General features: G+C 71.2%; 18 protein-coding genes. 6 read left to right on the top strand and 12 right to left on the bottom strand.

What is annotated here, in order from left to right; translation table 11 throughout:
* Nucleotides 1-6: 6 nt before the first annotated feature.
* Both LNK82_RS38975 and LNK82_RS38970 read right to left on the bottom strand, forming a co-directional pair.
* Complete coding sequence (locus tag LNK82_RS38975; protein WP_230571882.1) at nt 7-780, bottom strand: DUF899 family protein; 774 nt, start codon at nt 778-780, stop codon at nt 7-9.
* A 92-nt stretch (nt 781-872) separates the two neighbouring features.
* The gene (locus tag LNK82_RS38970) at nt 873-1,370 is read right to left on the bottom strand and encodes a DinB family protein (protein ID WP_230571881.1); all 498 of its coding nucleotides are present in this window, start codon (nt 1,368-1,370) and stop codon (nt 873-875) included.
* A 118-nt stretch (nt 1,371-1,488) separates the two neighbouring features.
* Between LNK82_RS38970 and LNK82_RS38965 the strand changes: the two genes are divergently transcribed.
* Nucleotides 1,489-2,541, top strand: coding sequence for an ATP-dependent DNA ligase (locus LNK82_RS38965; RefSeq protein ID WP_230571880.1), 1,053 nt, complete (start codon nt 1,489-1,491; stop codon nt 2,539-2,541).
* Between the two features lie 72 nt (nt 2,542-2,613).
* Nucleotides 2,614-3,573 (top strand): helix-turn-helix transcriptional regulator, encoded by a 960-nt coding sequence (locus LNK82_RS38960; protein ID WP_230571879.1) that lies wholly within the window; start codon nt 2,614-2,616, stop codon nt 3,571-3,573.
* Between the two features lie 12 nt (nt 3,574-3,585).
* Here the strand turns inward: LNK82_RS38960 and LNK82_RS38955 are convergent, their stop codons facing one another.
* Together LNK82_RS38955 and LNK82_RS38950 are read right to left on the bottom strand one after the other, a co-directional pair.
* Complete coding sequence (locus tag LNK82_RS38955; RefSeq protein WP_230571878.1) at nt 3,586-4,128, bottom strand: uracil-DNA glycosylase; 543 nt, start codon at nt 4,126-4,128, stop codon at nt 3,586-3,588.
* 133 nt (nt 4,129-4,261) lie between these two features.
* Nucleotides 4,262-5,014 carry a DUF427 domain-containing protein gene (locus LNK82_RS38950; protein WP_230571877.1) on the bottom strand — a complete coding sequence of 251 codons (753 nt, stop codon included), beginning with the start codon at nt 5,012-5,014 and terminating at the stop codon, nt 4,262-4,264.
* Between the two features lie 219 nt (nt 5,015-5,233).
* On the opposite strand from LNK82_RS38950, the gene LNK82_RS38945 reads away from it, so the two are divergent.
* Nucleotides 5,234-5,899: an HAD family hydrolase gene (locus LNK82_RS38945; protein ID WP_230571876.1), complete on the top strand. Its 666-nt coding sequence runs from the start codon at nt 5,234-5,236 to the stop codon at nt 5,897-5,899.
* Here the strand turns inward: LNK82_RS38945 and LNK82_RS38940 are convergent.
* On the bottom strand, nt 5,888-6,442 hold the full coding sequence (locus LNK82_RS38940; RefSeq protein ID WP_230571875.1) for a DUF305 domain-containing protein: 555 nt from the start codon (nt 6,440-6,442) through the stop codon (nt 5,888-5,890). The genes LNK82_RS38945 and LNK82_RS38940 overlap by 12 nt on opposite strands.
* Nucleotides 6,439-7,353 (bottom strand): DUF1996 domain-containing protein, encoded by a 915-nt coding sequence (locus LNK82_RS38935; RefSeq protein ID WP_230571874.1) that lies wholly within the window; start codon nt 7,351-7,353, stop codon nt 6,439-6,441. The genes LNK82_RS38940 and LNK82_RS38935 overlap by 4 nt, the downstream gene beginning before the upstream one ends.
* Nucleotides 7,354-7,537: 184 nt before the next feature.
* On the opposite strand from LNK82_RS38935, the gene LNK82_RS38930 reads away from it, so the two are divergent.
* Complete coding sequence (locus tag LNK82_RS38930; protein WP_230571873.1) at nt 7,538-9,655, top strand: discoidin domain-containing protein; 2,118 nt, start codon at nt 7,538-7,540, stop codon at nt 9,653-9,655.
* A gap of 185 nt (nt 9,656-9,840) precedes the next feature.
* On the opposite strand, the gene LNK82_RS38925 is transcribed toward LNK82_RS38930, so the two are convergent.
* From LNK82_RS38925 to LNK82_RS38895, 6 genes are read right to left on the bottom strand one after another with little or no spacing between them, the layout of a single operon-like run.
* A complete protein-coding gene (locus tag LNK82_RS38925) occupies nt 9,841-11,241 on the bottom strand; it encodes a GH1 family beta-glucosidase (protein ID WP_230571872.1) in 1,401 nt (466 codons plus the stop codon).
* Between the two features lie 40 nt (nt 11,242-11,281).
* Nucleotides 11,282-12,307, bottom strand: coding sequence for an ABC transporter ATP-binding protein (locus tag LNK82_RS38920; RefSeq protein WP_230571871.1), 1,026 nt, complete (start codon nt 12,305-12,307; stop codon nt 11,282-11,284).
* Complete coding sequence (locus LNK82_RS38915) at nt 12,304-13,296, bottom strand: ABC transporter permease (RefSeq protein ID WP_230571870.1); 993 nt, start codon at nt 13,294-13,296, stop codon at nt 12,304-12,306. The genes LNK82_RS38920 and LNK82_RS38915 overlap by 4 nt, the downstream gene beginning before the upstream one ends.
* A 3-nt stretch (nt 13,297-13,299) precedes the next feature.
* The gene (locus LNK82_RS38910) at nt 13,300-14,280 is read right to left on the bottom strand and encodes an ABC transporter permease (RefSeq protein ID WP_230571869.1); all 981 of its coding nucleotides are present in this window, start codon (nt 14,278-14,280) and stop codon (nt 13,300-13,302) included.
* On the bottom strand, nt 14,277-15,374 hold the full coding sequence (locus LNK82_RS48495; RefSeq protein WP_372470769.1) for an ABC transporter ATP-binding protein: 1,098 nt from the start codon (nt 15,372-15,374) through the stop codon (nt 14,277-14,279). The genes LNK82_RS38910 and LNK82_RS48495 overlap by 4 nt, the downstream gene beginning before the upstream one ends.
* The gene (locus LNK82_RS38895) at nt 15,371-17,029 is read right to left on the bottom strand and encodes an ABC transporter substrate-binding protein (RefSeq protein ID WP_230571868.1); all 1,659 of its coding nucleotides are present in this window, start codon (nt 17,027-17,029) and stop codon (nt 15,371-15,373) included. Before LNK82_RS38895 ends, LNK82_RS48495 begins: the two co-directional genes overlap by 4 nt.
* 186 nt (nt 17,030-17,215) lie before the next feature.
* Here LNK82_RS38895 and LNK82_RS38890 point away from each other — a divergent pair, with 186 nt between their 5' ends.
* Nucleotides 17,216-18,478: an ROK family transcriptional regulator gene (locus LNK82_RS38890; RefSeq protein ID WP_230571867.1), complete on the top strand. Its 1,263-nt coding sequence runs from the start codon at nt 17,216-17,218 to the stop codon at nt 18,476-18,478.
* A 146-nt stretch (nt 18,479-18,624) separates the two neighbouring features.
* A complete protein-coding gene (locus tag LNK82_RS38885) occupies nt 18,625-21,021 on the top strand; it encodes a glycoside hydrolase family 3 C-terminal domain-containing protein (RefSeq protein WP_230571866.1) in 2,397 nt (798 codons plus the stop codon).
* Nucleotides 21,022-21,226 lie beyond the last annotated feature (205 nt).

Raw genomic sequence — 21,226 nt, 5'->3', positions numbered from 1 at the left:
CGTCTTTCAGTGGTGGTGACGCTCCCGGCCGAGGGTGTCGACCGGGAGCGCGCCGGGGCGGGTCCACTGCGGCACGGGGCGGCTCGTCGGGCCCCAGGTGGCGTTCCCGTCCGAGTCCGCGCGCCAGGACCAGCACGCGTCCCGACCCGCCGGCCACCCGTCGGGGTTGTCCTCCCACGCCTCGCCACGGCCGTACGGCGTCAGGTCGAGCAGGCCCAGGGACCCGTTGACCCGCTCGTTGCCGCGCCCGGTCGTGGCGTAGGTGAGGAACGCGCGGTCGCCGTCGCGCAGGAAGCAGGTGATATGCCCCATGCTGTCGCCGAGCGGCGCGGCCAGGTCGCGCACCGAGTACCAGGGCTGGGTGTAGCCCATGAACTCGACGTAGGAGGCCACCTCGTCCCAACGGCCCGTGGTCAGGACGGCGAACGAGACACCGCGGGCGTTGAGGTAGACGGCGTCCTTCAGGTGCCAGGCCGTGGTGGTGCAGCCCTCGCACTGCCCCTGGTGCGGCGCGCCGTCGTACCACATGTGCTTGTAGACCACGAGCTCGTCGCGGCCCTCGAACAGGTCCAGGAACGGGACCGGGCCGTCGGGTCCGACGAGCTCGACCGCGGGGTCGAACTCCACCATCGGCAGCCGGCGGCGGGCGGCGGCGAGGGCGTCGCCCTCGCGGGTGTGCGCCTTCTCGCGGACCAGGAGCTCGTCACGGGCGGCCTGCCAGGTGGCCAGGTCGACGACGGGCGGGCGGCCGGGCGGCGCGGTGGTCGGGTCGGGCGTCATGGTGTCCTCCGGGTGTCTCGTGCGGGTGCTGCTCGTGCGTCGAACGAGGACGCCCCGGATCGACACGTGACCCGACCCGTCACGCGCCGGGGTCAGCCCATCGTCTTCTGGCCGTCGAGGGTCTCGCGGATGATGTCGGCGTGGCCGGCGTGCTGGGACGTCTCGGCGATCAGGTGCAGCACCACGCGGCGGACGGACCACGAGACGCCCGGCTCGAACCACGGTGCCACCGGCAGCGGGTGCGCGCTGTTCAAGTCCAGCTCCGAGAGCAGCCGCTCGGTCTTCGCCGCCGTCTCCTCGTAGTCCGCGAGCAGCCCCGCCAGCGTCTCGTCCGCCAGCATGCGGAAGCCGTTCTCCCAATCCGCCGGCTCGCTCTCCATCAGCTCCGCGCCGCCGACCGCGAAGCGCATCCAGCCCTCTTCCATGGCGCGGACGTGCTTGATCAGGCCACCGAGGGAGAGCGCGCTCGCCGTGGGCGTCTCCCGCGCCTGCTCGTCGCTCAGCCCGCGCACCGTGACGCGGAGGAACCCGCGGTGCCGGTCCAGGCTCGACAGCAGGTCGGTGAGCTCGGTCGAGAGGGTGGTGTTCATGGTGTGGTTCTGCCTTCCGCCTCAGTGGTGAGACCAACCCTAGGAGGCAATGCGGACGACTTCCGCCCTCAATTCCGATCCACGGTGAATTCCCCTGCTCCGAATTACGCTCGGGCGCGTGGACCTCCCCGTGATGCCCCCGGTGCGACCGATGCTCGCCAAGGCCGTGCACTCGGTGCCGCGCGAGCCCGGGCTCGTCTTCGAGCCGAAGTGGGACGGGTTCCGGTGCGTCGTGTTCCGCGACGGCGACGAGCTGGAGCTCGGCTCCCGCAACGACCGGCCGTTGACGAGGTACTTCCCCGAGGTGGTCGAGGTGCTGCTGGCCGGGCTGCCGCCGCGGTGCGTGGTGGACGGCGAGATCGTCATCGTCACGCCCGCGGGGTTGAGCTTCGACCTGCTGCAACTGCGGCTGCACCCGGCCGCGTCGAGGGTGCGCAAGCTGGCCGTCGACACGCCCGCCGGGTTCGTCGCGTTCGACCTGCTCGCGCTGGAGGACCGTGACCTGACCCAGACGCCGTTCGCGGAACGCAGGCGGCTGCTGGAGGGCGTGCTGCGGGACGTGCCGGGGCTGTACCTGACGCCCGCGACGGACGATCCGGACCAGGCCGAGGACTGGTTCACCCGGTTCGAGGGCGCGGGGTTCGACGGCGTGGTGGCCAAGCGGACCGACCTGCCGTACGAGCAGGACAAGCGGGTGATGTGGAAGGTCAAGCACGAGCGGACGGCCGACTGCGTGGTGGCCGGGTTCCGGCCGCACAAGGACGGGGTCGGGGTCGGCTCGCTGCTGCTCGGCCTGTTCGACGACGCGGGCTCGCTGCACCACGTCGGCGTGGCCAGCAGCTTCACCGCCGCGCGCCGCCGTGAGCTGCTGGAGGAGTTGGCGCCGTACCGGGAGGACGCGCTCGCCGACCACCCGTGGGCGGAGTGGGCCTCGATCGACGCCGCCACGCCCGGCGCGCAGAGCCGGTGGAACCCGACCAAGACGCTGACCTGGGAGCCGCTGCGGCCGGAGCTGGTCGCCGAGGTGCGCTACGAGCACCTCCAGGCACGGCGGTTCCGGCACACGAGCAGGCTGGTCCGCTTCCGCCCCGACCGCACGCCCGAGTCGTGCACGTACGCCCAGCTCGAAGAAGTCGCGCCGGCGGAGTTGACGGACATCTTCGGCGCCTGACCGCCGCTGCTCCGCGGCCGGCGGCCCGGTCGAGGTCGGGACCTGTCCTACTCGTCGGGCATCCTTGGTCGGGTGACCGACACCGCGGGCCGGCTGCTCTCCCTGTTGTCCCTGCTCCAGATGCCCCGCGAGTGGCCGGGCAGCGAGCTGGCGCGGCGGCTGGAGGTCAGCCCGCGCACGATCCGCCGCGACGTCGACCGGCTGCGCGAGCTCGGGTACCCGGTCGAGGCGTCGATGGGCGCCGAGGGCGGTTACCGGCTGGTCGCGGGCACGGCCATGCCGCCGCTGCTGCTGGACGACGAGGAGGCCGTGGCGATCGCGGTCGGCTTGCGGACGGCGGCGCGGCAGACCGTGGCGGGCATCGAGGAGGCGTCGCTGCGGGCGATGGCGAAGCTGGAGCAGGTGTTGCCGTCACGGTTGCGGCGGCGGGTGGCCGCGTTGGGCGCGGCCACGGTGCCGGTGGTGCTCGGCGCCGACGGGGTGACCGTGGACCCCGAGCACCTGACCGTGCTGGCGTCCGCCATCGCGAACCGGGAACGGCTGCGGTTCCGGTACTCGGCGGCGGACGGCGCGGAGAGCAGGCGGCACGTCGAGCCGCTGCACCTGGTGCCGTCCGGGCGGCGCTGGTACCTGGTGGCGTTCGACCCGGAGCGCGACGACTGGCGGTTCTTCCGGGTCGACCGGATGACCGCGTTGTCCCCCACCGGGGCGCGGTTCGCGCCGCGCGCGCTGCCCTCCGACGACCCGGCCGCCTACCTGGCGGAGCACATGCTCAGCCGTGCCCCGACCTACACCGCCGTGGCGACCGTGCACCTGCCCGCCCGCGACGTGCGGGCCAGGTTCCCCGGCGCGGGCGTCGAGGTCGTCGACGAGCGGACGTGCGTGATCAGCGACTTCACCGACACGGTGGAGTACCTCGCGTTCCACCTGGTGCAGCTGGGCTGCGAGTTCGAGGTGCACGAGCCGCCCGAGCTCGTCCGGCACCTGGGCGAGCTGCACGACCGGATCGGCCGGGCGGTCGGTCGGGCCTGAGCTCCCGGGCGCTCACTCGGCCGCCTTGGCCGCCTGCCGACAGGCGTCGACGAGCTGCGGCCACCGGCCCGCCCGGTCGCGGTTGATGGACAGCGGCGACGGGTGGGGCGCGTTGAACACCTTCAGCTTGTGGCCGCGGCCGGACAGCGTCCATCCCGTGCCCGCCGGCCTGCCCAGCACCACGACCGCCTTGAGCGCGGTCAGCATCCGCAGCAGTTCCACCAGGTACGGCACCGCCGCGCGCAGGTCGGCAGGCGACGGCTCGCGGCCGGACAGGTACCAGGGCACCACGTTCCAGCTCAGGCTCACCCGCCGGGACAGGCCCGCCTCGGCCATCGCGGCGAACACGTTGGCCGCGGTCGGGTCGTCGTTGTCCGGCGAGTTCAGGCCCGAGCCCGACGACGCGGGCCCGGGCGACTCCAGCAGCAGCAGGACCTTGGAGTTCACGCCGCCGCTCGCGGGGTCGAACAGCGGCACGTCGGCCTTGCGCTCGGTGGCGACGCGCTGCGCGAACTCCGTCAACTTCGCCAGGTGGGGCGCTTTGAGCAGAGCCATCTTCCGAGCGACGACCACGGGGTTCCGGTGTGCCCTCGGGGTGGAGGGGAAGACGTCCATGGGCGCTAGCGTTCCCGTCTTGATCAGGCACTACCATCCGCCGTCCGGGCGGCGCCCCGGAATCGTGCCGGCGTCACGCGAAGTGGGTGCGGGGCCGCTCCTCCAGGACGCCGTCGACATAAGTGTCGACCTTCTCGTTGTAGAACGCGACCAGACCCGCGAGCGGCCTGCTCTCCGGCAGCGGGTTGCGGTAGCCCCAGACGACGTTCTCGTGCGTCTGGTCGCCGACCACCACCGACCAGTACTCCGCGGTGCCCTTGTACGGGCAGCTCGTGCTCAGGTCGGTGGACCGCAGGAGGTCCAGCCGGACGTCGGTCATCGGCAGGTAGTAGCGGGCGGGCAGCCCGGTCTCGAACAGGATCACCGGGCGGTGCGAGTTCGCGACCTCGACGCCGCCGACCTCGACCCGGACGTGCCTGCTGCTCTGCAACGCGTCGACCCTGGTGTAGGGGTCGCGCGGGTGGGCGTAGACCGGCTCGTCCTCCTCGAACCACTCGTCCATCGCGTCCCAGTCCAGCCGGACCAGGCCGCGCAGCGCCTCCAGCGGCGAGTCCGGGTACCGCAGCCCCGCGCCCGCCGCCGAGGCCGAGCCGGTCTTCACGTCGAACAGCCGGCCGTTGCCCCTGCTGGGCGACCGCTTCACCTCGCCCGTCGCCACCAGGTCCGCCCGGACGTCCTCCGCCGGGAAGTAGTACGTGGGGTAGTAGGGCATCTCCCACACCAACACCGGCCGCGTGGTGTCCACGACCAGTTCGCCCGCGAGGAAGGCCCGGACCCGCTTGGTCCCGGTCTCCACCCGCACCCGTCCGCGTTCCGCAGCACTCATGATTCCGAAACTACGCGCGAGTCCGCCCGGCCGGGAGGCGTCGGGTTTCTCCGGTGTTGCCCAACGTTGCGCGGTGTCGCGGGACTGCGGCGCACCTGATCGGCGCGGTGGCCGAACACCCTGCGCCGAACGCCGGTTCCCGCTCTCCGGGCAGTCGAACCCACTGCGCCGAACACCCGCTCCCCCGCCACCGGCACGGCGGATGGCTATGCTCGGCCGGTGGTCGAGGTGGTCGACAACGGATCGGCGCCGCGTCTGGTCGTCTTCGACCTCGACGGGACGCTCTACCCGCGCGAGCTGTACACCGGGCTGGTCCTGGACGTCATCGGCGCGATGTTCGTGGAACTGCGTGGCGCGACGCCCGACCACGCCGCCCGCAAGGTGGCGGAGCTGCGCGAGCTGATGCGGACCGAGTGGTCGCGCACGTCGACCACCTCGTTCGTGCTCGCCAACGGGTTCGACGTGGACGAGTGGCGCGAGTACCGCGACGCGCACCTGTCGATCGTGGACGGCGTGCGGCCCGACGAGCTGGTGGTGCGCGAGCTGGAGCGGCTGCGCGCGGTGGTGCCCATCGCGTTGCTCACCAACAACACCACCGGTGCGGCGGAGGCGATCCTCGACCGGATCGGAATCGGCGTGGCCGGGTTCACCGGTGTGGTGAGCGCGGACGACGTGGGTGGCAGGCCGAAGCCCGACCCCGCCGCGTTCCGCGTGGTGCTGGAGCGGTTCGGCGTCGACGCCCGCCACGTGTGGGGCGTGGGCGACCGCTACGACATCGACATCCGGCCGCTGCGCGAGCTGGGCGGCGCGGGCATCACCGTCGAGGGACCGGCCGACCTGCCCGAGGCGGTCGACCACGTCCTCGGGCGCGTCTCACCGGCTTGATCCGGGTGGGCTCGCCGCCGACGGCGCCACCGCGGCCAAGCGCGCGGTCTGCGCGGCGCGGGCCGTGCCGATCGACGCCGCCAAGTCTCGGGTCTCCTGGTCCGCGCCGCTGTCCTGCTCGCCGCGCGCGAGCAGCGCCGACTGCTCCAGGTGCTCGCGCAGCTTCGCGGGCAGGCCGGACGGGTCGAGGCGCAGGCCCGCCAGGTCCGCCTCGGACACCAGGCCGGGCATCTGGTGACCGGCGTGCGGGTTGTCGTCCGACAGCCCGGCGCGCTCGCGCAACCGCTTGAGCTGAGCCAACTCCCGCTCGTGCGACTGCTCCACCTCCGCCGCGAACGCCGCGAGCTCGGGCGGCGCGAGGGCGAGCGCGGGCAGCAGCTGCTCGTTCATCGGGATCATCAGCTGGATCCACGCGGTGTCGGTGGCGTTGAACGGTGAAGCTGCCGGAGCGGGAGCCGGCGCCTGCGCGCACGCGGCCAGGAGCAGCAGGGCGGCACCCCAGAGCGCCCGCAAGCGCCCCGGGGTGGACGGGATCGTCGTCACCGCGGCAGCCGGTAGTCCGGCCCGAGGGCGGCGCCCCGGTGCGGCTTGTACTGGTCGTACCCGCGCGGGTCGCACTGGAGGCCGCCGTTGACGCAGTGGCTGACCAGCGCCTGCAACGTGGGGCCGTCCCACGCGTTCATGAAGTCGTAGTGCCAGGTGTACCCGCGCCCGCTCGCCAGCCGCACGCGCGACATGTCGCCCGACACCGGGAACGCGATCTTGAACTCCAGCATCGGCACGGGCACCGGGTGCGTGGACGGGCACACGAGCGTCGCCCGGTCCGGGTACGCCATGTGCGACTTGTGGTCCGCCGAGTCGAGGTCGCGCCCGTTCCAGCAGCTCGGGGCCTGGTAGCGGACGTTGAGCTGGGTCCCCGGCGGGCAGTAGGACGGGAAGTCCCAGTTGTGGGCGCTGTTGCCGCACTCCCAGCCCTCCACGGCGCCCGGCGCGGTGCGGAACTGGTCCTGCGTCGCCGTGGGGCTGCCCACCACGAACCGGATCCCGGCCGGGAACGACCGGACCTCCTGGTACTTCAGGATGCCGGACTTGTAGTAGATCACCTGCGGGAAGTCCGGCACGATCAGCTGGTCGCCGTTGTAGAGCGACGGGAACCAGTACGCCGACTTGTCGTCGGGCGTCCTGCAGTTGGTCTGCCCGGCCTTCAGCGAGTTGTTCGTGCTGTGGGCGTTGGTGGAGTTGTTGCCGAGGAACGTGTGCATGTGCGACGCGCCGGGCAGCCCGGGGAAGACGATCGGGTCGTCCGGCCGGTGCGCGGTGACCGAGCAGTTGGCCTGGAACTCGTGGTGCGTGACCAGCTCATCGGCCTGCGCCGGTTGGGTGGCGACCGCCAGGGTGGTCGCGAGTAGGCCGACCGCGGCGGTCGCGGCCAGCGTGCGGAGTGTTCGGGACACCTGTGTCCTCCTGCCGACGTGGGAACGTGGCTGGGAGAGCGCTCTCCCGATTGAGGTTGCCCGCCCGCCACCGAGGTGTCAAGGGGCGGCGCATTGACAGATCCGTAGTCGGTTCGTAACACTTCGAGCCGGGTTGAGAGAGCGCTCTCCCGCACCTCGATCCGACGATCCGGCAGGAGACGCCATGCACCGCCTCCGATCCGCCAGCACGGCACTCGCGCTGCTCATAGGACTCGCAGTGGTCCCGGGCACCGCGAACGCCGCACCCGTGCTGCTCTCCCAGGGCAAGCCGGCCACGGCGTCCTCGACCGAGGGCGCGGGCACACCCGCGTCGGCGGCCGTGGACGGCAACGCCGGCACCAGGTGGGCCAGCGCGTGGAGCGACCCGCAGTGGCTGCGGGTGGACCTCGGCGCCACCTCGATCCTCAGCCGCGTCGAGCTCGACTGGGAAGCCGCGTACGCCACCTCGTTCCAGCTCCAGGTCTCGGCCGACGGCAACACCTGGACCACCGTGCACACCACGACCGCGGGCACGGGCGGCAGGCAGGGCTTCGCCGTCACCGGGTCGGGCCGGTACGTCCGCGTGCACGGCACCCAGCGCGCCAACGGCTACGGCTACTCCCTGTGGGAGTTCCGCGTCTACGGCACGCAGGGCGACACTCCCCCGCCCGGCACGGGCGTGCGCGTCACCGGCTCCCAGGGCAACTGGCAGCTCATGGTGGACGGTCAGCCGTGGACGGTGAAGGGCCTCACCTGGGGCCCGCCGGCGGCGGACGCGGCCCGCTACATGCCGGAGCTGAAGTCCATGGGCGTCAACACGTTGCGCACTTGGGGCACCGACGCCTCGACGCGGCCCCTGCTGGACGCGGCGGCGGCCAACGGCATCAAGGTGATGAACGGCTTCTGGCTGCAACCCGGCGGTGGTCCGGGCTCCGGCGGCTGCGTCGACTACGTCACCGACGCCACCTACAAGAACGACATGATGAACACGATCCGGCAGTGGGTGACCACCTACAAGGACCACCCCGGCGTGCTCATGTGGAACGTCGGCAACGAGTCCATCCTGGGCCTGCAGAACTGCTACTCGGGCACGGAGTTGGAGAACCAGCGCGTCGCCTACGCCAAGTACGTCAACGAGGCCGCGCGCGCCATCCACGCCATCGACACCAACCACCCGGTCACGAACACCGACGCGTGGACCGGCGCGTGGACCTACCTCAAGGCGCACGCGCCCGACCTGGACCTGTACTCGGTGAACTCCTACGGCAACGTGTGCCAGGTCCGGCAGGACTGGGTCAACGGCGGCCACACCAAGCCGTACATCCTCACCGAAGCGGGCCCGGCCGGCGAGTGGGAGGTGCCCAACGACGTCAACGGCGTGCCCAGCGAGCCGACGGACGTGCAGAAGCGGGACGGCTACACCCGGGCGTGGGACTGCATCACCGGGCACGCCGGTGTGTCGTTCGGCGGCACGTTGTTCCACTACGGCACGGAGTACGACTTCGGCGCGGTGTGGTTCAACCTGACCCCGGCGGGCAAGAAGCGGCTGTCGTTCTACTCGGTGCAGCGGGCGTTCGGCGGCGCGACGCCGGCCAACACCCCGCCGGTGATCACCGCGATGTCCCTGCCCACCAGCGTCCCGGCGGGCGCGCGGCTGGACGTCGACGTGGCCGTGAGCGACCCGAACGGCGACCCGATCACCTGGTCGGCGGCGTTCAACAGCAAGTACATCGACAACAGCGGCGGCCTGGGCTTCACGCCCGTGCAGGTCGACGGCAACCGGCTGACGGTCACCGCGCCCGATCGGCTCGGGGTGTGGAAGGTGTACGTGATGGCCGAGGACGGCCGCGGCAACATCGGCATCGAGACGAAGTCGGTGCGGGTGGTCGCGCCGCAGCCCGCGGGCGTGGACGTGGCGCGGGGCAAGCCCGTCACGGCGTCGTCCTACCAGCAGGTGGGCGACGGCGCGCCGTTCCCGCCGTCGAACGCCGTCGACGGCAACGCGGGTACCCGCTGGGCCACCGACTGGTCCGACCCGCAGTGGTTGCGGGTCGACCTCGGCGCGGTGACCACGTTCCACCACGTGCAGCTGGTGTGGGAGGGCGCGTACGGCCGGGCGTACGAGATCCAGGTGTCCGACGACGGCGCCACCTGGCGCTCGGTGCACGGCACCACCACCGGCAACGGGGGCGTCGACTCGATCGACGTCACCGCGACCGGCCGGTACGTGCGGCTGCACGCCACGCAGCGCGGCACCGGGTGGGGGTACTCGCTCTACGAGTTCGGCGTCTACCGGCGCTGAGAGCGAGGGCGGAGGGGCCGGCGGGAGCACGTGCACCGACGCCGACCGGCAAAGCCGAAGGGCCGGAGGGGGAACTCCTCTCCGGCCCTTCGGCCGTCGCGCCGCCGGGTGCGGCCACTCCGGCGACGACGCGCGGGTGAGGGGCGTGCCGCGCAACACCCGCGGCACGCCCCTCGGCCGTTCCGTCAGCTGCCGCGGACGCGGCGAATCGTGTCCCGGTACCACAGCGCGCTGCTCTTCAAGGTGCGGACCTGGGTGTCGTAGTCCACGTGCACCAGGCCGAATCGCTTGTCGTAGCCGTAGGACCACTCGAAGTTGTCCATGAGGGACCACGCGAAGTAGCCGCGCACGTCCGCACCCGCCGTGCGGGCCTTGGCCACGGCCGCGATGTGCGACTCCAGGTACGCGGTGCGGTCGTCGTCCTGCACGAAACCGCTGTCGTCGGCCTTGTCGTCGAACGCGGCGCCGTTCTCCGTGATGACCATCGGCACGCCCGGGTACTCCTCACCGATCTGCACGAGCAGGTTGGTGAAGCCCTCGGGGACGATCTCCCAGTCCATCGCGGTGACCGGGCGGCCGTAGCGGACCTCCCGGCAGACCGGCACGCCGTCGGCGTCGGCCGTGTTGCCGTCCTCGTCCACGCCGGAGAACTTCGAGCTGGAGTAGTAGTTCACGCCCAGCACGTCGATGGGCTGCTTGATGATCTCCAGGTCGCCCGGCTCCTCGGGGATCTCCACCCCGCGCGCGGCCAGGTCGTCCACCACGTCGGCCGGGTAGTGGCCGCGCACCAGCGGGTCGAGGTAGATCCGCCGCGAGAGGCCGTCCGCGCGGCGGGCCGCGTCGTGGTCGGCCTCGCTGTCGGTGGCGGGGCTGGCGTGGCTCATGTTGAGCGTGATGCCGAACTCCATGGGCTCGGTCGCCGCCTCGCGCATCCGCTGTGTGGCCAGGCCGTGGCCGAGCAGCAGGTGGTGCACGGCGTGGATGGCCGCCTCGAAGTCCTGCCTGCCCGGGGCCTGCCGACCCTCGTAGTAGCCGAGCATCGCCGAGCACCACGGCTCGTTGAGCGTGGTCCAGTGGCGCACCCGGTCCGACAGCGCGTCGAACACGAGCATCGAGTAGTCGGCGAACCGGTAGGCGGTGTCGCGCACCGGCCAGCCGCCCGCGTCCTCCAGCTCCTGCGGCAGGTCCCAGTGGTAGAGCGTGACCCACGGGTCGATGCCCTTGGCCAGCAGCTCGTCGACCAGCCGGTCGTAGAACGCCAGGCCGGGCGCGTTGACCGGGCCCTTGCCGCCCGGCTGCACGCGCGGCCAGGCGACGGAGAACCGGTAGGTGTCCACGCCGAGGGAACCGATCAGCGCGACGTCCTCGGGCATGCGGTGGTAGTGGTCGCACGCGATGTCGCCGTTGTCGCCGTTGTGCACCATGCCGGGCGTGCGGCAGTACGTGTCCCAGATGGACGGTCCGCGACCGTCTTCCTCATGAGCCCCTTCGATCTGGTACGCGGAAGTCGCCACGCCCCAGCGGAACGAGGCGGGCAGGGTGTCGATCGCGGGGTCGAGCCCGACGGTCGGCGCCGTGGTGTCCATTGATCTCCTCTGGAGTCGGAACCCGTTGTCGTGAACGGGATCAGAGCCCGTTGTCGTGAACGGGGTGCAGCCAGCAGGCCACGGTGCGGTCGGCGGGGCCCTCGTGTGCCGCGTGGTCCTTCACGGGGGGAACGCCGAGCACCGGGACCTCCACACCGCAACGCTCCATTGCGTGCGGACAGCGTGGGTGGAACGCGCAGCCCGCGGGCATGGCGCGCAGGTCGGGCGGTGAGCCGGGGATGCCGGTCAGCTCGCGCTTCGGCCCGCGCAGCGCGGGGAAGGAGTTGAGCAGGCCGTGGCTGTAGGGGTGCAGCGGGTCGCGGTAGAGGTCGGCCGAGGTCGCCTCCTCCACGATCCGACCGCCGTACATGATCGCGATCCGGTCGGAGAACTCGACCAGCAGCGACAGGTCGTGGGTGATGAACACGACCGAGAACCCGAGCCGTTCGCGCAGCTCGACGAGCTGGCGCAGGATCTGCCGCTGCACCACCACGTCCAGCGCGGTGGTCGGCTCGTCCATGATGACGACCTTCGGCTCCAGCGCCAGCGCCATGCCGATCATCACGCGTTGCCGCATGCCGCCGGAGAGCTGGTGCGGGTAGCTGTCCAACCGGTCGGCGGAGATGCCGACCAGGTGCAGCAGCTCGCGGGCGCGGGCCAGCCGGGACGCGCTGCTGCCGCGCGGGTCGTGCGCCTTGATCACGTCGGTGAGCTGGGTGGAGATCCGGTGCACCGGGTTGAGCGAGTTCATCGCGCCCTGGAACACGATCGCGGTCTCCGCCCACCGGAACTTCCGCAGCTCGGGGTGGCTCATCCGCAGCACGTCGACCGGGTCGCCGCCGTCGGGGTGGTAGAGCACCTCGCCGCCGGTGATCACGCCCGGCGGCGGCAGGAGCCTGGTCAGGCCGTAGGCCAGGGTCGACTTGCCGCTGCCGCTCTCGCCCGCGAGGCCGAGGACTTCGCCCCGGTGCAGGGTGAGGTCCACGTCGCGGATCGCGTGCACGGCCTCCTCGCCGAGGCCGTAGTCCACGTTCAGGCCGCGGATCTCCAGCACCGCGTCGGTCACGGCGTCTCCCTTCCCTCGGACCGGGCCTTCGTCGCGAGCACCGGCGTGAAGCCGACCCGCATCCGGACCGTGTGGCCGTCGGCGGTCTTGACCTCTGTCTTGCCGCCGCCGCGCAGTCGCGGGCTGACGAACTCGTCGATGCCGAAGTTCACCAGCGACAGCGCGGTGCCCAGGAGCGCGATGGCCAGGCCCGCGGGCACGAACCACCACCACGCGCCCTGCGCCAGGGCCTGTTGGCTCTGCGCCCAGTACAGGACGGTGCCCCAGTTCCAGTCGCCGCCCGCGCCGATGCCGATGAACGCCAGCGTGATCTCCAGGGTCACCGCGAAGATGACCGTGCCGACGAAGCCGGAGGCGATGACGGCGGTGAGGTTGGGCAGGATCTCGAACAGGATGATCCGCGACGACTTCTCGCCGGTCGCCCGCGCGGCCTCCACGTAGTCGCGGCCGCGCAGCGACAGCGTTTGCGCCCGGAGCACGCGTGCGCCCCAGGCCCACGACGTGAGGCCGATGACCAGGGCGATGGTGAGCGTGCCCGTCTCCGGCAGCGTCGACGTGATGATGATCATCAGGGGCAGCGCCGGGAGCACCAGGAACACGTTGGACAGCGCGGAGAGCACCTCGCTGCCCGCGCCCGCCAGGTAGCCGGACGTGACGCCGACCAGGATCGACAGGATCGTGGCCACGACGCCCGCGACGAACCCGACGACCATGACGCTGCGCGTGCCGACCACGACCTGGCTGAAGATGTCCTGGCCGAGGTGGGTGGTGCCGAACCAGTGCGCGGCCGACGGCGCCTGGAGCAGGTCGTTGCTGCGCCCGGACGGGTCGTACGGCGCGATCCACGGCCCGATGATCGCGATCAGGGCGAAGAAGCCCAGGATGACCAGGCCGGCGGTCGCTTTGGGGTTGGCCACGAACCGCAGCCGGCGGCGCTTCACGGGCGCCGCGACCGGGGTGGCGGTCCCGGTGGTGGGTACCACGGTCACGGCTCAGCCCTCCCGTCGGGTGCGCGGGTCGAGCGCGAGGTAGGCCACGTCGGCGAGGAAGTTCGCCAGCAGCACGGACAGCGTGATGATCAGGAAGATCCCTTGCATGAGCGGGTAGTCCTTGGCGCCGACGGCCTGGAACAGCTGCAGGCCGAGGCCCGGGTAGGAGAACACGATCTCCACCAGCAGCGTGCCGCCGACGATGAAGCCCAGCGACAGCGCGAAGCCGGAGACGTTCGGCAGCAGGGCGTTGCGCGCCGCATAGGACAGCATCACGCGCCGGTCGGACAGGCCCTTGGCGTGCGCGACGGTCACGTAGTCCTCGGAGGCCACCGTCACCATCATGTTGCGCATGGACAGGATCCAGCCCGCCATGGACGAGATCAGGATGGTGAACGCGGGCAGGATGCCGTGCCGCAGCACGCTGCCGATGAACTCCAGGTCCGGGTTGGGCACCAGGCCGTTGTCGTAGGCGCCCGAGGCCGGGAAGAAGCTGTCCGGGCCGGTCAGCAGCGCGATCGCGATGAGGCCGAGCCAGAAGTACGGGATGGACGACACGAACGTGGTCACCGGGATCAGCGCGTCGGCCCACGAGCCGCGCCGCCAGCCGATGCCCGTGCCCAGCGCGGTGCCGATGAGGAAGCCGAGCACGGTGGTGATGCCGACCAGGCCCAGCGTCCACGGCAGGCCGTCGCCGAGCACCTGCGACACCGGTGACGGGAAGTAGGTGAAGGACAGGCCGAGGTCGCCGCTGAGCAGCTGGCCCAGGTAGGTGAAGTACTGCTCGACCAGGCTCGCGTCCTTGTCCAGCCCGAACAGCACGTACAGCGACTGCACGGCCTCGGTGGTCATCTGGCCGCGCGACCGGGTGATCAGCGCCTGCACCGGGTCGCCCGGGATGACGCGCGGGATGAAGAAGTTGATGGTGATCGCGGCCCACGCGGTGAACAGGTAGAACGCGATCCGCTTGAGGAGGTAGCTCACGAAGCCCCCTCGACGCCGCGCAGCTTCACCTTGTCGTCGTCGGACAGGTCGCCGTAGAGCCAGCAGGCGGCGAAGTGGGCCCCGGAATCGCCTTCCACGCTGCCGTCGCCGATGGCGAACCGCGGCGGGACCTTCCGCGCGCACACCTCCATGGCAAACGGGCACCGCGGGTTGAACCGGCAGCCGTCGGGCGGGTTGATCAGCGACGGCGGCTCACCCGTCCCGCCGTCCTTCTCCTGCGCGGCGGGCCGGTCGGGGTCCGGCGCGGAGTCGATCAGCAGCTGGGTGTACGGGTGCGCGGGCCGCTGGGTCACGGTCTCGCTGTCGCCGCCCTCGACCACGCGGCCGGCGTACATCACGAACGTCTCGTCGGCGAAGTAGCGGGCCGACGCGATGTCGTGGGTGATGTAGAGGATCGCGAGGTGCAGGCGTTCCTTGAGGTCGCGCAGCAGGTTCAGCACGCCGAGCCGGATGGAGACGTCCAACATGGACACCGGCTCGTCGGCCAGCAGCACCTCGGGGTCGGCGCCGAGGGCGCGCGCGATGGCCACGCGCTGGCGCTGGCCGCCGGACAGCTCGTGCGGGAACTTGTCCACGTACCGCTCGGGCGGGGTGAGCTGCACGCGGGTGAGCAGGTGGGCCAGCGCCTCCTCCAGCTCGGCCGGCGTGCGGCCCGCGTTGCCGTGGATCTTCAACGCGCGGGTCAGGTGGTAGCGCACGGTGTGCACGGGGTTCAGCGAGGCGAACGGGTCCTGGAAGATCATCTGTACGCGCTTGCTGTACGCCCGGAAGCGCTTGCCGCCCTTGGTCCTGACCGGCTCGCCGCGCAGCCGGATCTGGCCAGAGGTCTGGGGGTAGAGCTGCGCCAGCAGGCGGGCCACCGTCGACTTGCCCGAGCCGGACTCGCCGACCAGCGCGGTGACCCGGCCGCGGTGCAGCCGCAGCGTGACGTCCTCGACCGCGCGCACCGAGCGCGTGGTCTTCGACAGCAGCTCACGCCCGCGCTTGCGGACCGGGAAGTGCTTGGTCAGGCCATCGGCCTCCAGGACCACCTCAGTGGTCCCGGAGGCCGACGGTGCGGTGCTCGTCGTCATGCGGCCGGCTTCAGGTGCAGGACGACGTCGAGCGCGTTCTCCAGCGTGGGCTGCAGCGGCGCGTACTGGTTGGACTGGTCGGGCCAGCCCACCCAGTTCTTGGTGCTGTACTGGCCGCCCGCGTTGGCCGCGGAGGTGATGGCGACCGGCATGTCCCGCACGTGGATCTGCTGGATCTTGTGCAGGGCCGCGGTGCGGGCCGCGTCGTCGGCGGCGTTGGCGTACTCGTTGAGCAGCGCGGTCGCCTCGGGGTTCTCGTAACGGCCGTAGTTGCCGTTGATGCCGCCCTCGCCGATCGGCTTGTACAGCGCGCCGTTCATGATGTTCTCGAAGATGTCGTACGGCGTCGGACCGTTGTTGGTCCAGTGCAGCGCGGCCTGGAAGTCACCGGTGTCGAGCGCCTTGCTCCACGCGTCGGCGTTCGGCAGGTCGACCGTGGCCTCGATGCCGATCTCGGACACGTTGTCCTTGATGATCTCCAGGTTCGTCACGTAGTCCGACCAGCCGGACGGCACGGTCATCTTCAGCGTGACGGGCTTGCCCGACGGGTCCTTGAGCTTGTCGCCGTCGAAGGTGAAGCCGGCGGCGGTCAGCTCCTTCTTCGCGCCGTCCACGTCGACCGTGACGATCTTGTTCTTGAACTCCGGCGCGATGTACGAGTCGCCGGCGGGCGTCGGGATGCCGGTGATGTTGTCGACCTTCGGGTAGAAGTACCCGGCCTCACCCTGCATGAAGATGTCGTCGCGGTTGATCACCATGTTGACCGCGCGGCGCAGGGCCGGGTTGTCCCACGGCGCGACCTTGGTGTTGAACCACAGGCCGTGGATGCCGAGCACCGGCGGGAAGTAGAGCTTGTAGTGCTCGGGGTCCTTCGAGGTGTAGACGGCCTCGTAGTTCGGGATGAACACGAAGCTCCACTCGGCCGCGCCGGTCGCGAGCGCCGTGGTCTGCGCGTTGTTGTCGCTGTAGGAGGTGTAGCGGACCTCCTTGACCTTCGGCAGCTCCTGCCAGTACGAGTCGCGCACGGTCAGGGTGACGGTCTGCGGCGTGAACGACTTCAGCGTGTACGGACCGCTGCCGACCGGGCTCTTGAGCGTCTCCGTGCTCGGGTTCGCGATCGTCGACCAGATGTGCTTGGGCACGATCAGCTGCTCGAGGATCTTCTTCTGGTTGACGAACTGCGACCTCGGGAACTCGACCTCGACCTTGCTCCCGGAGGCGGTGACCTTGTCGTAGGGGACGGAGTCGACGTTCAGGCCGGGGTTCTTCTTCAGCAGCTCGAAGGTGAACGCCACGTCCTCGGCGGTCAGCGGCTTGCCGTCCGACCACGTCGCGCCGTCGCGGATGGTCAGGCTCAACTTGTGGAAGTTCTCGGTCCACTCCCACTCCGTGGCCAGCCACGGCTTGGGCTTCTCCGCGGGCTTGGTCTCGTTGACCATGGCCAGCGGCTCGAAGAGCAGCCGGCGGTAGCCGAGCGAGCTGGCCGCGGACGTGTTGAGGAACGGGTTGTTGTTCTCGGTCTGCGGACCGTTCGGCATGCCCACGTTCAGCACGCCTTCGTTCGTGCTGTTCGCACCGGGGTTCGAGGTCGAACAGGCTGCCGAGAACAGCAGTGCTGCCGCGACGGCGAGGGCGGACGTTCGCCTGAGTCGCATGGGTTCTCCTTGTCGGGCGGGGAAAGGGCGAGCGCTCGGGAGTGCGGGCCGCGCGTGCCATCGCGGCTGGGACGCTGGGCGCGTCCTCGTGTCGTTGCAGACTCAACCCCGGTGAGCCAAGTCACGTCAATCACGAACAGGTTACAAACTTAGACTAATTTTAAGTCGCAAACTAAGGTCCGTGCCGTGGCACCGAAGCGCACCACCGTCCGTGACCTGCGTCGGCAGAACCGCTCCACCCTGCTGTCGACGCTGTTCTTCGACGGACCGTTGAGCAGGTACGAGCTGTCCCGGCTGTCGGGGCTGTCGGCGGCGACGGTGTCCAACGTGACCGGCGAGCTGGTCGACGACGGGCTCGTGGTGGAGGCCGGTTCGGTGGACTCGGACGGCGGCCGGCCGCGCGTGCTGCTGCGCGTGAACCCCGCGTTCGCGCACGTCGTCGGGGTCGACGTCGGCGAGACCGGGATCAAGGTCGAGCTGTTCGACCTCGCGTTGACCCAGTTGGCCGCCCTCGACCACGCCCTGTCGCCGTCCTCGCCCGCCGCGGTGGCGTCGTTGATCGCGTCGTCGGTGCGGGACGTGGTCGCCGCGGCGGGCGTTGCGGCGTCGACCGTGCTGGGGGTCGGGATCGGCGTTCCCGGGACCGTGGAGCAGGGTGCGACGGCGGTCGTGCACGCGCCGACCATCGGGTGGGACGGCGTGCGGCTGGAGGAGCTGGTCGCGTCGGCGTCCTCGTCCGCCTGGCCGTTGTACGTGGAGAACGGGGCGAAGACGCAGGGCCAGGCCGAGATGTGGTTCGGCGCGGGCCGGGGCGCGAAGCACGTCGTCATAGCCCTCATCGGCTCCGGCGTCGGCGCGGCGGTCGTCACCGACGGCGGGGTCTACCGGGGCGCCACCAGCTCGGCGGGCGAGTGGGGCCACACGACGATCGTCTACGGCGGTCGGCCGTGCCGGTGCGGTGCCCTGGGTTGCCTGGAGGCCTACGTGGGCGCCGAGGGCATCCTCGACCGGTACCGCAAGGCGCGCGGGCGTGAGCTGCCGGCGGGTGACGAGCAGTCCACCGTGGCGGCCCTGATCGACTCCGCGCCCCGCTCCAGGACCGCCGCCCGCGTGCTCGAGGAGACCGCCGGCTACCTGGGGGCGGGCATCGCGAACCTGGTGAACCTGTTCAACCCGGAGCGCATCGTCCTGGGCGGCTGGGCCGGGCTGGCCCTGGGCGCGCACCAGCTGGACCGGATCGTGGCCGCCACCCGCGCGCACGCGCTGCGGCACCCGTACGAGCAGATCTCGATCGAACTGGGCCGCCTGGGACCGGACGCCGTCGCCGTCGGCGCCGCCACCCTCCCCGTCGCCGCCCTCCTGGACCGCGCCGCCGACCCGCGCAAACCGTCCTCGCCCGACCTGAGCGTCGAACTCGGGGTGCCCGACCGCAGGACTCGCGCGTTCTGAGCGCAGGACTCTCGCGCGAGTCCTGCGTTCGCGTCCCGCGTGTCGAACGCTCAGGACCCCCGAGTTCAACGCCCAGGTGGTTGACAGAGCGGGCCGGGTGGCCCGACGCTGGTCGGGAGAGCGCTCTCCGAGGCAAGGGGTTGGGTGTGGACGAGCCGGATCTTGGTCTGCTGGTCGGCAAGCTGGACGTGGCGCGCAAGGTCTGGCTGCTGACCGGTGCCACGGGGTGGCGGACGCACGAAGAGCCGGACATCGGCCTGCGGTCCATCGTCGTGTCTGACGGGCCGATCGGCGTGCGCGGCCAGGGGTGGGACGAGCGCAGCACGTCACTGGCCCTGCCCTCCCCGACCGCGCTGGCAGCCACCTGGGACGTCGACCTGGTGCGACGGCTGGGCGTGCTGCTGGCGGCCGAGGCGCGGCGCAAGGGCGTCGACGTGCTGCTCGCACCGACGCTCAACCTGCACCGCTCGCCGTTCGCCGGCCGGCACTTCGAGTGCTACTCCGAGGACCCGCTGCTCACCGGGCGCATCGGCGCGGCCTACATCACCGGCGTGCAGAGCGGCGGGGTGGCCGCCACCGCCAAGCACTACGTGGCCAACGACTCCGAGACCGAGCGCATGACGCTGAACGCCGACGTCGACGAACGCACCCTGCACGAGGTCTACCTGGCCCCGTTCGAGGCCGCCGTCGAGGCCGGCGTGTGGGTGGTGATGTCGGCCTACAACGGCGTCAACGGCGTCACCATGTCGGAGAACCCGCTGCTCGACGAACCGTTGAAGGGCTCCTGGGGCTTCGACGGCCTGGTGGTCTCCGACTGGGGCGCGATCCGCTCCACCGCGCCGTCCGCGCGTGCGGCCCAGGACCTCGCCATGCCCGGCCCGGAGAGCCCGTGGAACGACCTGGTCGCCGCCGTCGAGAACGGCGAGGTGCCGGAGAGCGCGCTGGACCTGAAGGTCGAACGACTGCTCCGCCTGGCCTCCAGGGTCGGCGCCCTCAACGGCACCACCGCCCTGAAACCCCACGTCGACGCCCCGCTGGACCTGCTGCGCGAAGCCGTCGCCGCGAGCACCGTGCTGCTGCGCAACGACGGCATCCTCCCGCTGTCGCCCGGCGTGAAGGTCGCCGTCCTGGGCCCCAACGCCGCCACCGCCCGCATCCAGGGCGGTGGCAGCGCGGGCGTCTACCCCGAGTCGGTCGTCTCCTTCCTGGACGGCATCGAGGAGATCTCCGAAGTCGTGCACACCGCCGGCGTCCGCCTCCAGGACCGCCCCGCGCCCCTGACCACCGCCAACTCCCGCCACCCGCACCACGGCGAGCCGGGCGTGCAGGTCCGCCTCCTCGACGCCGACGGCGCGGAACTGTCCACCGACCACCGGCTCCTCGGCCGCATCCTGGAAGTGCCCCTGGTCGACGGCGCGCGCACGATCGAGGTCCACGGCAAGCTCGACGTGGACGTGACCGGTGACTGGACCATCTCCGTCGCCGGCTTCGGCCACCTCACCGTCGACCTGGACGGCAACCGCCTGATCGACGAGAACGTCCCGCTCGACACCGACGACCCGGCCGTCATCCACCTCACCCCGCCGTACCGACAAGCCACCGCGCACCTCGAAGCGGGCACCACGGTCGACCTCGTCGCACGCCGCGAGCTGCGTGAGCACACCGGCACGGCCACCGTCCTCGCCGCCGACCCACCACGCCTGAGCGCCGCCGACGAACTGGCCCGCGCCGTCGGCCTGGCCCGCACCAGCGACGTCGCCGTGGTCGTCGTCGGCACCACGGACGAGATCGAGAGCGAAGGCTTCGACCGCACGTCCCTGGCCCTGCCGGGCCGTCAGGACGAGTTGGTGCGCGCCGTCCGGGCGGTGAACGACCGCACGGTCGTCGTCGTCAACTCCGGCGGCCCGGTCGAACTGCCGTGGCGCGACGAGGTCGCCGCCGTCCTGCTGACCTGGTTCCCGGGCCAGGAAGCCGGCCACGGCCTGGCCGACGTGCTCTTCGGCCTCCGCGAGCCGTCCGGCCGACTACCAACCACCTGGCCCGCCACCCAGCAAGACCTCCCCGTGTCGAACGTCCAACCGACCCACGGCGTCCTGCACTACAACGAGGGCCTCCACCTGGGCTACCGCGCGTGGCACCGTGCCGAAACCGCCCCTGCCTACTGGTTCGGCCACGGCCTCGGCTACACCACCTGGGCCTACGAACACGCCGGCACCACCAACTCCGGCCTCCGCGTCCGCCTCCGCAACACCGGCGACCGCCCCGGCCGCGAGGTCGTGCAGGTCTACGTGACGCGGCCGGACAGCGCACTCGAACGCCCGGAACGCCAACTAGCCGCCTGGACCATCACAAGTGCGGACCCAGGCGAAACCGTCGAAGCGGACATCGAGATCCCAGAACGCGCCTACCAACACTGGACCCCCACCGGCTGGACAACCGAACCAGGCCACTTCACCCTGCTGATCGGCCCCTCCTCCGGCAACACCCCCCTCACCCTCCAACACCACCCCCAACTCCCAGACTCCCCTCGACCCCAACCCTGACCACCAACCCACACCTCCCACCACGGCCCCGCAACCAACCCACCTAGGCCCGATTTGACATGGCTTCGGCCTGCCTGGGGTGCCCGTAAGGGCTCCATGTCAAATCGAGCCGGCCCCAACCCCGACCCGAACGTTCAACTCGACTATCCCGAACGTAGGACTCTCGCGTCCTGAACGTAGGACTCTCGCGTCCTGAGCGTAGGAC

This window comes from Saccharothrix luteola, assembly GCF_020859565.1.
In the GTDB taxonomy this organism is placed as follows: Bacteria; Actinomycetota; Actinomycetes; order Mycobacteriales; family Pseudonocardiaceae; genus Actinosynnema; species Actinosynnema luteola.
Note: the sequence above shows the minus strand (reverse complement) of the source record. Positions and strands in the feature narration are given on the sequence as shown.

Excerpts from the sequence above, each read along its gene's own strand:
- LNK82_RS38975 (WP_230571882.1), bottom strand. The coding sequence starts at position 780 with ATGACGCCCGACCCGACCACCGCGCCGCCCGGCCGCCCGCCCGTCGTC.
- LNK82_RS38970 (WP_230571881.1), bottom strand. The coding sequence starts at position 1,370 with ATGAACACCACCCTCTCGACCGAGCTCACCGACCTGCTGTCGAGCCTG.
- LNK82_RS38955 (WP_230571878.1), bottom strand. The coding sequence starts at position 4,128 with ATGGCTCTGCTCAAAGCGCCCCACCTGGCGAAGTTGACGGAGTTCGCG.
- LNK82_RS38950 (WP_230571877.1), bottom strand. The coding sequence starts at position 5,014 with ATGAGTGCTGCGGAACGCGGACGGGTGCGGGTGGAGACCGGGACCAAG.
- LNK82_RS38930 (WP_230571873.1), top strand. The coding sequence starts at position 7,538 with ATGCACCGCCTCCGATCCGCCAGCACGGCACTCGCGCTGCTCATAGGA.
- LNK82_RS38925 (WP_230571872.1), bottom strand. The coding sequence starts at position 11,241 with ATGGACACCACGGCGCCGACCGTCGGGCTCGACCCCGCGATCGACACC.
- LNK82_RS48495 (WP_372470769.1), bottom strand. The coding sequence starts at position 15,374 with ATGACGACGAGCACCGCACCGTCGGCCTCCGGGACCACTGAGGTGGTC.
- LNK82_RS38895 (WP_230571868.1), bottom strand. The coding sequence starts at position 17,029 with ATGCGACTCAGGCGAACGTCCGCCCTCGCCGTCGCGGCAGCACTGCTG.